This window comes from Curtobacterium citri, assembly GCF_030362955.1.
GTDB classification, from domain to species: Bacteria; Actinomycetota; Actinomycetes; order Actinomycetales; family Microbacteriaceae; genus Curtobacterium; species Curtobacterium citri.
In genome coordinates, this window is the sequence record NZ_JAUCML010000007.1 from 183,271 (window position 1) to 194,407 (window position 11,137).

General features: G+C 72.3%; 10 protein-coding genes. 5 read left to right on the forward strand and 5 right to left on the reverse strand.

Annotated features, from left to right (window positions below; translation table 11 throughout):
- The first annotated feature begins 36 nt into the window (after window positions 1-36).
- From QUG92_RS12160 to QUG92_RS12170, 3 genes are read left to right on the forward strand one after another with little or no spacing between them, the layout of a single operon-like run.
- The gene (locus QUG92_RS12160) at window positions 37-543 is read left to right on the forward strand and encodes a Dps family protein (RefSeq protein ID WP_182047627.1); all 507 of its coding nucleotides are present in this window, start codon (window positions 37-39) and stop codon (window positions 541-543) included.
- Between the two features lie 10 nt (window positions 544-553).
- Window positions 554-1,354 carry an SDR family NAD(P)-dependent oxidoreductase gene (locus QUG92_RS12165; RefSeq protein ID WP_289459244.1) on the forward strand — a complete coding sequence of 267 codons (801 nt, stop codon included), beginning with the start codon at window positions 554-556 and terminating at the stop codon, window positions 1,352-1,354.
- Between the two features lie 7 nt (window positions 1,355-1,361).
- Window positions 1,362-2,555: an NAD(P)/FAD-dependent oxidoreductase gene (locus tag QUG92_RS12170; RefSeq protein ID WP_289459245.1), complete on the forward strand. Its 1,194-nt coding sequence runs from the start codon at window positions 1,362-1,364 to the stop codon at window positions 2,553-2,555.
- 133 nt (window positions 2,556-2,688) lie between these two features.
- On the opposite strand, the gene QUG92_RS12175 is transcribed toward QUG92_RS12170, so the two are convergent.
- From QUG92_RS12175 to QUG92_RS12190, 4 genes are all read right to left on the reverse strand, one after another.
- A complete protein-coding gene (locus QUG92_RS12175) occupies window positions 2,689-3,777 on the reverse strand; it encodes an alpha/beta fold hydrolase (protein WP_069711931.1) in 1,089 nt (362 codons plus the stop codon).
- Between the two features lie 44 nt (window positions 3,778-3,821).
- Window positions 3,822-4,697 carry an SMP-30/gluconolactonase/LRE family protein gene (locus tag QUG92_RS12180; protein WP_289459246.1) on the reverse strand — a complete coding sequence of 292 codons (876 nt, stop codon included), beginning with the start codon at window positions 4,695-4,697 and terminating at the stop codon, window positions 3,822-3,824.
- Between the two features lie 36 nt (window positions 4,698-4,733).
- Window positions 4,734-5,567, reverse strand: a complete 834-nt coding sequence (locus QUG92_RS12185; protein ID WP_069711929.1) for a DUF1206 domain-containing protein — start codon at window positions 5,565-5,567, stop codon at window positions 4,734-4,736.
- Window positions 5,568-5,679: 112 nt separating this feature from the next.
- Window positions 5,680-6,846, reverse strand: coding sequence for an RtcB family protein (locus QUG92_RS12190; protein ID WP_182047622.1), 1,167 nt, complete (start codon window positions 6,844-6,846; stop codon window positions 5,680-5,682).
- A 548-nt stretch (window positions 6,847-7,394) separates the two neighbouring features.
- Between QUG92_RS12190 and QUG92_RS12195 the strand changes: the two genes are divergently transcribed.
- Window positions 7,395-9,209, forward strand: a complete 1,815-nt coding sequence (locus QUG92_RS12195) for a glycoside hydrolase family 15 protein (RefSeq protein ID WP_182047621.1) — start codon at window positions 7,395-7,397, stop codon at window positions 9,207-9,209.
- Between the two features lie 21 nt (window positions 9,210-9,230).
- Here QUG92_RS12195 and QUG92_RS12200 read toward each other — a convergent pair whose 3' ends face one another.
- Window positions 9,231-10,292, reverse strand: a complete 1,062-nt coding sequence (locus QUG92_RS12200) for a sodium:calcium antiporter (protein WP_289459247.1) — start codon at window positions 10,290-10,292, stop codon at window positions 9,231-9,233.
- Between the two features lie 109 nt (window positions 10,293-10,401).
- Here QUG92_RS12200 and QUG92_RS12205 point away from each other — a divergent pair, with 109 nt between their 5' ends.
- Window positions 10,402-11,004: a DnaJ family domain-containing protein gene (locus QUG92_RS12205; protein ID WP_182047619.1), complete on the forward strand. Its 603-nt coding sequence runs from the start codon at window positions 10,402-10,404 to the stop codon at window positions 11,002-11,004.
- Window positions 11,005-11,137 lie beyond the last annotated feature (133 nt).

The following is an 11,137-nucleotide window of genomic DNA, read 5'->3' on the forward strand; positions in this document are numbered from 1 at the left end:
GACCGGAAGGGTCACCGACCGCGAAAGGAGCCGATCATGCACGCATCGGACACGCTCGCCGCAAACCTCCAGAAGGTCCTCGTGGACCTCATCGACCTGCACCTGCAGGGCAAGCAGGCGCACTGGAACATCCTCGGCCGCAACTTCCGCGACCTGCACCTGCAGCTCGACGAGATCGTCGACGCCGCCCGTGAGTTCGCCGACGACACGGCCGAGCGCATGCGCGCCCTCTACGCCGTTCCGGACGGCCGTTCCGCGACGGTCGCCGCCGGCACGCACCTCGACGCGTTCCCCGAGGGGGAGATCGACACGCACGACGCTATCGACGAGATCACGCTGCGCCTGTACCAGACGACCGGCACCATGCGCGACGTGCACGACGAGGTCGACGACGAGGACCCGACGACCGCGGACCTGCTCCACGGCTTCATCGAGCGCCTCGAGCAGCTCGCCTGGATGGTCTCGGCCGAGAACCGCGAGCCGCGGACGCCCCTCGCCGCCGCCACGACCCCGGCCGTCGCCGAGGCCTCCGAGCACGAGTAGGACCCACTCCGTGGACCTCGGCATCACCGGCAAGGTCGCGCTCGTCTTCGGTGGCGACTCCGGCATCGGCTGGAACACGGCTCGCATCCTCCTCGCGGAGGGTGCGACCGTGGTCGTCACCGACCTCGACCAGGGACGCCTCGACACCAGCGCGGACCAGCTCGAGGCGCCGCACGGCAGACTGTTCGCCTTCGCGGCGGACGTCACGGACGCCGACAGCCTCGCCGCCTTGCACACGAAGGTGCGCGACGCCGTCGGCGAGATCGACATCCTCGTGCAGTCCTCGGGCGTCACCGGCGCCCAGGGCATGTTCCACGAGATCGACGAGCAGGGGTGGCTCGACACCATCGACGTCGACCTCATGGGCCCCGTGCGGATCACCCGCGAGTTCATCGCGGACCTGCGGAACGGCGGCTGGGGTCGGATCGTCTACCTGGTGTCCGAGGACGCCTCGCAGCCGTACGACGACGAGCTGCCCTACTGTGCCGCGAAGGCCGGCGTGCTGTCGTTCGCGAAGGGCCTCTCGCGCTCGTACGCGTCGGAGGGCCTGCTGGTGAACACCGTCAGCCCTGCGTTCATCCACACACCGATGACCGACGCGATGATGGACAAGCGCGCGAAGCAGCTCGGGACCTCGTTCGACGACGCGATCACCAGCTTCCTCGACGAGGAGCGTCCGTACATGGAGCTCGGCCGCCGCGGTGAGCCCGAGGAGGTCGCGAACGTCGTCGCCTTCCTGTGCTCCGACCTGGCGAGCTTCGTCAACGGTTCGAACTACCGGGTCGACTCCGGCTCGGTCGCCACCATCTAGGAGACCCATGACCGACTTCCGCTACCTCATCGTCGGGGGCGGGATGGTCGCCGACGCGGCCGCCCGCGGCATCCGCGAGATCGACGCCGACGGCTCGATCGGGATCGTCAGCGAGGAGCACGACCGGCCGTACGCGCGTCCGGCCCTGTCCAAGAAGCTCTGGACCGACCCGGAGTTCAGCTGGGACGAGAAGGTCGACCTGCACACCGAGGAGACCGGCGCGACGTTCGTGCTCGGGACCGTGGTGACGGCGATCGACCGTACCGCGAAGACCGTCACGACGAACGACGGCGAGACCCACGGGTACGAGCGGCTGCTGATCGCCACCGGCGGGAAGCCGCGCAGCCTGCCGGGCCTGTCGCCGTCACCGCGCGTGCTCGACTTCCGCAGCGCCGACGACTACCGCCGGCTCCGCGAGCTCGCCGACGCCGGGGCCCACGTCGCCGTGGTCGGCGGCAGCTACATCGGCACCGAGATCGCGGCCGGCATCGTGCAGAACGGTGCCCGCGTGACGCTCGTGACCCCGGACGAGGTGCTCGGCGGCCACATGTTCCCGCAGGACCTCGCCGAGGCCTTCCAGCAGCGCTTCACCGACCACGGGGTCGAGCTGCGGACCGGTCGTCGCGTCGAGTCCGGCACGGAGTCGGGCGACGGCGTCTCGCTGACCCTCGACGACGGCTCGGTCCTCGAGGCCGACGCGGTGGTGGCGGGCCTCGGCATCGAGCCGCAGACGCACCTGGCTGCCGACGCGGGACTGACCGTGCGGGACGGCATCGTGGTCTCGTCCACGCTGCTCACCGACGACGACGCGGTCCTCGCGGCCGGCGACGTCGCCGAGTACCCGGACCGGATCCTCGGCACCCGTCGGGTCGAGCACGTGGACAACGCGAAGGAGCAGGGTCGGCAGGCCGGCCGGAACCTGGCCGACGCCGACGAGACGTACGACCACACGCCGATGTTCTACAGCAACGTCTTCGACGCCGGGTACGAGGCGGTCGGACAGGTCTCGACCGAGCTGCACACCGTCGAGGACTGGCAGGAACCGCTCACCACGGGCGTCGTGTACTACCTGGACGACGACGACACCGTGCGCGGGGTGCTCCTCTGGAACGTGTCCGACAAGACCGACGAGGCGCGCGCGGTCCTCGCCGAGGCGAACGCGCTGACGCGGGACATGCTGCCCGGGCGCATCGCGGCGTAGCCGCCGCGGCTGCGGCTGGAGCTGCGGCCTGCGGGACCACCCGGCGCTGACGGCGACGGCCTGGAGGCGCGGCGCTGGCCTGCGGAGGCGGGTCGCGCCTCCAGGCCGTCGCGTCGGGCGCCGGACGCGCCGCTCAGTCGTGCTTCCGCACCTCCGGCGCGACCTCGTCGACGACCGCCCGGCGGTCGTCCGGGTCGACCGGGATGCCGTCGCCGTCCGCCATCGCCACGGCGTGCGCGGACTTCGCGCGCTCGAGCTGCTCGTCGTCGCCCTCCGCCATGCCGAAGAGCTCCGTGAAGCGGGACTTCACCACCAACCAGGCGTCCTTCGGCCCGAGGCGCGCCAGGTCCGACGACGTCGTGTCGTCACGGACACGCCGGAGCGACCCGACCCCGCGGTCCGTGATGCGTCCCTCGACGTGCGCCACCGCGAGCCGGGCGACCGCGTCCGCCTGCGCGTGCATGACCGAGTGCGCTCCGTCGACGACCTCGCGGAGCACCGCGTGCGGGAACACCCGCGCGAGCGACCGGATCCAGTCACGGGGCACGAGCGCGTCGTGCTCGCCGCGGACGATCAGCGTCCGGGCACGGACGTGCGGTGCGCGGTCCTCGATCGGGAACGCGATCATCTGCGGCAGCACCCGGCGGAACCAGTGCCAGCCGCACAGCGCGTAGGCCGTCACGGCGTGCCAGCGGACGGCGGCGGGCTCGTGCAGGGCCGAGCGGAGGAAGCGGAACGCCGCCTTCGGGATCGTGCGTGCACGATCGTCGGTGACCGGGCTGATGAGCACGAGGTCGCGGATGTGCGGGTTGCGCGCGGCGACCTCGGTGACCACCTGGGTGCCCATCGAGTGACCGATCAGCACGGGGTCGGCGAGCCGGAGCTCCCGGAGGACGTGCTCGACCGCGTCGGCGTAGCGCTCGATCGACACCGCTCCCCCGAACTTCGGCACCCCGGCGAAGCCCGGCAGGTCGAGGGCGTGCACCGGACCGTTCTCGTTGAGGTGCGGCGCGAGGCGCTCGTAGTACGTCGCCGCGATCCCGAGCCCCGCGACGAGCACGAACGCGCGGTCACCGGGCTGACCGATGGAGCTCACCCGGACGTACGTGCCGTCGACCGCGATCCGGTCCACCCGCACCGTGACGTCGGCGTCCTCCGACCGGGAGAGCTCGCCGGCGGGGTCGGGCGCGGGCTCGGGTGAGCTGTCGTCGGCATCGTGCACGTCGGCCTCCAGGATCTCGGCGACCGCCCACGATACCCGTCCGTTCAGCCGCCGAACGCGGAAGCGGGGCTGCCGTGCACGCGGGTCTGCACAGCGAAGACGGCCCCGGAGTGCGGGTACTGCTCGAGCTGTTCCTCGGTGCTGTTCTCACGGGCGGACGCGATGAAGAGCGTCGACATGTCCGGTCCGCCGAACTCCACCGAGGTGACGTTCGGGGCCGGCACCTCGACCGTCTCGAGGTGCGCACCGGCCGCGTCCCACCGCTCGACCCGCCCGGACCCGTACACCGCGGTCCAGAAGCACCCCTCGTCGTCGCGCACGAGCCCGTCGTGGGCGGCGCCGCTGACGAAGGGCTCGAGTTCGCCGAGCTCGCCGTCCGGCCCGTAGGAGCCGCGGTAGATCGTCGACGTGCTCGTGTCGGTGACGTACATCACGCTGCCGTCGGCCGACCAATCGATGCCGTTCGTGACCCCGAAGCCGCCACGGAGCACGCGGGTGGTGCCGTCCGGCTCGACGGAGTGGAGCGCCGCGGCCGGGTCCTGGTCGGAGAGGTCCATGCTGCCGACGAGGAAGCGGCCGAACGGGTCGCACTTGCCCTCGTTGAACCGCATCGCGTCGGTCGCGTGCTGGACGCGGACGAGCTCGCGCTCGACGACACCGCGCTCGTCCGTGAGGACGACCCGGTCGCCGAGGGCTGCGACGAAGCCACCGCCGGCGCGCGGCTGGAAGCTGGCCAGGGGCGGCGGCAGGGCGACGCTCGACTCGACGGTGCCGTCGATGCGGGCGGTCGTCAGCAGACCGAGCGTGATGTCCGTCCACCGGAGCCGCTCGGCGGACGGGTCCCAGACGATGCTCTCCGCGAGCACCGCCTGCTCGTCGCAGAAGACGGTCACGGGGCCGGTCACGGCGTCGGTGTGCATGCACCCCCGTCTACCGGCCGCCACGTGCACGGACGCTCAGAGGCGGGCGAACCGCGCCCGGAAGAAGCTCCACACCCCGTAGGCCAGGAACCCGACGCCCATCGCCACGAGCAGCACCGTCCCGCCGGGCAGCCGGTGGACCGCGTCGAACGCGGCGTCCAGCCCGGTGGCCTGCTCCGGGTCGTTGCGGAGCGCGGCGACGGCGACGAGCACGCCGACGACGGCCACCGCGAAGCCCTTGCCGACGTACCCGACCACCGCGAGCACCGTGACCGGTCGGTCGAGGTGGTGCGGTGGCCGCACGATGTGCTTCCGGAAGGACCGGCGGCAGCCGATCACGACGAGCCCGACGCCGATCCCGATCGCCACGGCGGCGACGGCGAGCAGCAGGAACACCCCGCCCGGCGTGGCGAGGGCCTGCGCCGCGGCGCTGCGGCTCGACCCGCTGGAGCTCCGACCGGCGCCGAGCGCGAAGGACGCCGCCGAGTACGACACCGCGCCGTAGGCGACCGCCTTGCCGACGTCCTTGCCCCGGGCGGCCCACCCGCGAGCGCTGTCCGACCGGCCGCCGACGACCGCCTCGAGCAGGAGTCGCAGGGTCAGCGCCGCGGTGCCCACGGCGACGACCCAGAGCAGGACGATGCCCCCGGGCACCGCGGCGAGCTGCTGGAGCGCGCCCGACTGGTCGGTCTCGCTGCCGGACGACGCGTCGCCGAGGCCGAGCAGCACGACGAGGTAGCCGATGAGCAGGTGGACGATGCCGCTGCCGACGTACCCGGCGCGGGCCGTCGCCTCGAACCACCTGCTGTCGGCGACGCGCCTCGCCTGTCGTCCGGTCTCGCGTGCTGCTCGTTCCGCCTGGTCGCTCACCCTTCGAGCGTGCCCGACGCGTGGAGCGGTGTCCGCAGCGTGCGGGCCCCGGCGTGGCGTACGGCGGACGGGAGGCGCGGTGCGGGCCCGCACCGCGCCTCCCGTCCGGCGGTCAGTCGCCCTTGACGTTGACGACCTGCCGCAGCGTGTGCCGGACCCGCACCAGGTCCGTCGCGTCGGCCATCACCTGGTCGATCGGCTTGTACGCCGCCGGGATCTCGTCGAGGAACGCGTCGGTGTCCCGGTACTCGATGCCGACCATCGCCGCGCGGAGCTCGTCGTGCGTGAAGGTCCGCCGCGCCGCCGACCGCGAGTAGAGCCGACCGGCGCCGTGCGGCGACGACTCGAGCGACGGCTTGTTCCCGAGGCCCTCGACGACGTACGACGCCGTGCCCATCGAGCCCGGGATGAGCCCCGGCTGCCCTGCGGCGGCCTGGATGGCTCCCTTCCGGGACACCCAGACGCTCTTCCCCCAGTGCGTCTCGCGCTGGGTGAAGTTGTGGTGGCAGTTGATCCGCTCCTGCTCGTCGACGGCGGTCCCGAGCACCTCGGACAGCTGCCGGACGACGCGGTCCATCATCTCCTCCCGGTTGAGCAGGGCGAAGTGCTGCGCCCACCGGAGCTCGGCGATGTACCGGTCGAACTCGGGCGTGCCCTCGACGAGGTAGGCCAGGTCGGGGTCGGCGAGCTCGATCCACCAGCGCTGCATCAGCCGCTTCGCGACCGCGATGTGCCGCTGCGCGATCTTGTTGCCGACGCCCCGTGACCCGGAGTGCAGGAAGAGCCAGACCCGGTCCTCCTCGTCGAGGGAGACCTCGATGAAGTGGTTGCCGGACCCGAGCGTGCCGAGCTGGCCCCGCCAGCCGCCGTGGGCGCCGGCGGGGTCGAACCCGGCGGCCTCGGCCAAGGTCTCGAGCTCCGCGATCCGCGGCGCCGCCGTCGCGACGACCTTCCGGTTCGACGCGCCGGCCGACAGCGGGACCGCCCGCTCGATCTGCTCGCGCAGGGGCTGCAGGTCCGTCGGCAGGTCGGCGGCCGAGAACTGCGTCCGGACCGCGATCATGCCGCAGCCGATGTCCACGCCGACGGCCGCCGGCATGACCGCGCCGAGGGTCGGGATGACCGACCCCACGGTCGCACCGAGCCCGAGGTGGGCGTCGGGCATGAGCGCGAGGTGCGGGAACACGAACGGCATCCGTGCCGTCGTCCGCGCCTGCTGCTCGGTGTTCTCCTCGAGCAGGGATGCCCAGCTCAGGAGCTTGTCGTTGATCTTCTTCACGGTCTCGTCCTTCGTCGTGACGGTGCCACGACGGCCGGTCGGCCGTCGTGGTGACGACCGGTGGTCGTCGTGGTGACGACCGGTGGTCGTCGTGACGACCGGTGGTCGTCGGTGACGGTCCGGGGCGGACGGGACCCGTGTCCTCCGGTCGGTGCGGCTGCACGGACACGAGGGGAACGACGGGAGGGACGCCCCGGGCCGGGTGGGCACGGGACGTCGGGGACGGCGCGTGCCTACGCGGGTTCGCGGAGGGACTGGTTCGCGTACTGCACTGCGGACAGCACGACGAGCGCACCGAGCTGTCGCTCGGTGCGGCTGCTGTGCTGTGCGGCGTGCATCGCGGTCCTTCCACGGGTGCCCGGGGCGGGCGGTCCCGCCCGTCGGGCAGGAGGACCGACAGTAGTGCGACACGCCCGGGCTGCACAAGTCGGCCGGGCGTGTCGCGGTCCGGCGGAGCGTTCCTGCACAGCCGGGAGGCGCACCTCGCCCGTCCACAGCGGGGTACGTCCGGCTGATGGCCGGGCCGGTCCACCGGGCAGGCTGGCACCATGACCGAGCGGACACGCGACACCCCCGACGCGAACGACAACGAGGAACGCACCGACGGCTACGTGCCCCTGCGCTCCTACGGCGCGATCGGCGACGGTCGCACCGTGGCGCTCGTGGCGAGGGACGGACGGATCGACTGGCTGCCGATCCCGTCGATGGACTCGCCGCCGGTGTTCGCCAGCATCCTCGACCCGGAGCACGGCGGGCACATCGCGCTCCGGCCGACGGGCGAGGCCACGGTCGAGCGCGAGTACCTGCCCGGTACGAACGTCCTCGTCTCGACCTGGACCACCGGGTCCGGGTCCTGCACCGTCACCGACGCCATGGTGACGGGCGTCGCCGGTCGGCTGCCGTGGGCCGAGGTCGCCCGCTGCGTGCAGGGCGTCAGCGGCTCGGTCGAGATGGAGTGGGCGGTCGTCCCCGGGACCCTGCTGAACACGGCCGAGCCGAAGCGCCTCGACACGGCCAACGGCACCGTGATCGGCATCGACGGCGTCACGATCGCCATCGTCGAGCACGGGTTCGACCCGGTGCACGACGACGGGCCCCGGTTCTCCGGGCGCTTCACCGCCACCGAGGGGTCGAAGTCGATCCTCACCATCGTCGGCACGCACGACGAACCGATCTTCCTGCCCGAGCCCGAGCGCACCCTCGACGCCGTGGACCGCACGATCGCGAACTGGTCGACGTGGTCCGAGGAGTTCTCCTACGACGGCCCCTGGTCGGACGCCGTGCAGCGCAGTGCCCTGGCCCTGAAGCTGCTCATCTACTCGCCCACCGGAGCGATCGCGGCCGCGCCGACCACGAGCCTGCCCGAGGACCGCACGGGCGGCAAGAACTGGGACTACCGGTTCGCCTGGGTCCGCGACCTGTCGTACACGGTGCACGCGCTGACCCGCTTCGGCCTGCGCGAGGAGACGCACGCGGCGGTCTCGTGGGTGATGCGCACCATCGCCGAGCACGACGAGACCATGCCGATCTTCTACGAGCTCGACGGCAAGAAGACCGACGGGGTCGAGGAACGCGACGTCCCCGGGTGGAACGGCATCGGGCCGGTCACGATCGGCAACCGTGCCGGCGACCAGCTGCAGCTCGGGGTGTGGGGGGACGTCTTCGAGATCCTCCGGCAGTACGTGAAGGCGGGGAACGTGCTCGACCGGCAGACGGCCGGGGTGCTCGAGCGCCTCGCCGACGACGCCTGCCACCGGTGGGAGGAGCCCGACTCCGGCATGTGGGAGCTCGAGGACACGCAGCACTACACGTCGAGCAAGATCGGCTGCTGGCAGGCGCTCGACGCCGCGGTGGAGCTGCACGACGCCGGCATGATCGACGGTCCCCGCGAGAAGTGGATCGAGAACCGCGAGCTCATCGAGCAGTGGGTCGGCGAGCACGGCTGGGACGAGGACCTCGGCCACTACGTGATGTACCCGGGATCGACGGCACTCGACACCTCGATCCTGATCCACGCGATGTCGGCGTTCGACCGCGGACCCCGCATGGCGTCCACCATCCGCGCGGTCGAGGAGCAGTTGCAGCGCGGACCGCTCGTCTACCGCTACACCGGCATGGACGCCGAGGAGTCGCCCTTCGTCGCGTGCTCCTTCTGGCTGGCGGCCGCGATGGCCTGCACGGGCCGCGTCGACGACGCCCGGGCGCTCATGGACGACATGGTCGGGCAGGCGAACGACGTGGGCCTGTTCAGCGAGATGATCAGCGAGGACGGCGACTTCATGGGCAACCTGCCGCAGGGGCTGTCGCACCTCGCCCTGATCCAGGCGGCCCTCACGATCGAGGAGGTCGCCGAGGAGGCCTGACCCCGGGCGGGTCGACTGCGGTCAGCCGAGGGTGATGGCCACGAGGCCGGCGACGCCGAGCAGGTACAGCACCACCACGACGAACGAGTCGACGCCCATCCCGAGGATCCGACGCTGCGGCCGGAAGACCAGGCCGACCGCGTAGACGATCGTCAGGAGGGCCGCCAGCGCGGTGAGGTACACGTCGCTGGCGTTCGCCTGGGGCAGGACGGCCTTGCCCGAGAGCACCGTCGCGACGAGGAAGAGCACGGGCAGGAACGCGTTCCCGCCGAAGATGTCCGACACCGCCAGGTTGTCGTCGCCCTGCCGCACCGCCTGGATGCCGGTGGAGATCTCGGGCAGGCTCGTCGCGAGCGCGAGCACGGTGGCGCCGAAGAGCACCCCGGACAGGCCGATCTGCTCGGACGCGGCGTCGCCGGCGCGCTCGAGCACGACGCCCGCCACCAGCGTCGCGAGGGCCGACAGCGAGAAGACGACCGCGGCCTTCCGCGTGCTCATCCGCGGCTGCTCCTGCTTCCGCGTGCGGTGGCCCGACGCGTGCGGGGACGCGTCGGGCGCCCGGCCGTCCTGGTGCCACGGCAGTCCCTTGCCGGCGCGCTGCACGAGCAGGAGTCCGACGACCCAGATCGCCGCGATGAGGACGACGTCGGGGGTGAGCCGAGCGACGACGAGGTCCGGCGGCAGCTGGCTGCCCGCGACGACCACGGCGAGCACGGCCACGACGACGATCGCCTCGAGCACCAGGGTCAGCGACGCGGCGCGCCAGGTGATCGGCTTGACGCCCTTCCCCCGCTTGCCGAACGCGTCGAGGATCGCGATCACCACGGTCTGCAGCGCGATGCCGCCGAGGATGTTGCCCGCGGCCACCTCGATGTTGCCGGACAGGCCCGCGCTGACCGTGATCGCGATCTCGGGCAGGTTCGTGGCGACCGCCAGCACGATCAGCCCGCCCAGCGCACTGCCGAGGTGCAGGCGGTCGTCGAGGACGTCGGTGGTCTTGGAGAGCTGGATGCCCGCGACCCAGATCACCGCGGCGCCGGCCACGAAGATCAGGACGAGCGCCCACAGCGGGAGCGATGCCATGCACTCGACGGTGGACCTCGTCACCCTCGGATGTTCCGATCCCGCGTCGAACGGCTGAGCGGACCGTCCCCGACCGTCCGTCGGCGGTCGGGGGCATGATGGACGGGCGATGAACGACGTCGACGCACGCATGGACCGGCTGCGACGAGCCGCCCGGTACCGGTACCAGCAGCTGGTGGACAGCGAGATCGAGCGCGGCTCCCTCGACCCGGACGAGGTCCGCGAGGAACGCCGTCTCCTGCGGCTGCAGGACGTCGAGCAGCACGCCCGCGCCCGGATCGAGGAAGCCGAGCGCCGCGGGCTCTTCGAGGGGAACCCGTACCACGGCAAGCCCCTGCCCGGGAACGACGGACGCCACGACCCCGACTGGTGGATCAAGGCGAAGATCGAGCGCGAGGACATCCGCGGCATCGCCCCGCCCGCCCTGGCCCTGCGGACCGAGGACGCCGAGCTCGACGACCACCTCGACGCGCTCGCCGTCGAGGACGACGTCCGCGCGGTCCTCGTCGACTTCAACGCGCGAGTCAAGGAGGCCCGACGGCAGCTGCTCGGTGGGCCGCCCGTGGTGACCCCGATGCGCGACGTCGACGCCGAGGTCGAGCGGTGGCGCGAGCGTCGCGGCGCCCGGCGCGCCGCCGACGAGCAGGCCGCCGCGGAGCGTGCGGCGGCGGAGGCCGCTGCCCGACCGCGTCGGTGGTGGCGGCGGCGCTGACCACGGGTCGTCCGGCGCCCGCGGGGCGGGACGGCGGAAGGCGCCGTCCCCGGGTCCGGGGGCGGCGCCTTCGCGTCGTGGTGCTGCGGTGGTGTCCCGCTGGTGGTGCTGGGTGTTACTTGATCTGGGCGGT

What these genes read in the sequence shown, in the direction of transcription:
- QUG92_RS12195 (WP_182047621.1), top strand. Translation starts at nt 7,395, where the DNA reads ATGACCGAGCGGACACGCGACACCCCCGACGCGAACGACAACGAGGAA.
- QUG92_RS12170 (WP_289459245.1), top strand. Translation starts at nt 1,362, where the DNA reads ATGACCGACTTCCGCTACCTCATCGTCGGGGGCGGGATGGTCGCCGAC.
- QUG92_RS12200 (WP_289459247.1), bottom strand. Translation starts at nt 10,292, where the DNA reads ATGGCATCGCTCCCGCTGTGGGCGCTCGTCCTGATCTTCGTGGCCGGC.
- QUG92_RS12205 (WP_182047619.1), top strand. Translation starts at nt 10,402, where the DNA reads ATGAACGACGTCGACGCACGCATGGACCGGCTGCGACGAGCCGCCCGG.
- QUG92_RS12180 (WP_289459246.1), bottom strand. Translation starts at nt 4,697, where the DNA reads ATGCACACCGACGCCGTGACCGGCCCCGTGACCGTCTTCTGCGACGAG.
- QUG92_RS12160 (WP_182047627.1), top strand. Translation starts at nt 37, where the DNA reads ATGCACGCATCGGACACGCTCGCCGCAAACCTCCAGAAGGTCCTCGTG.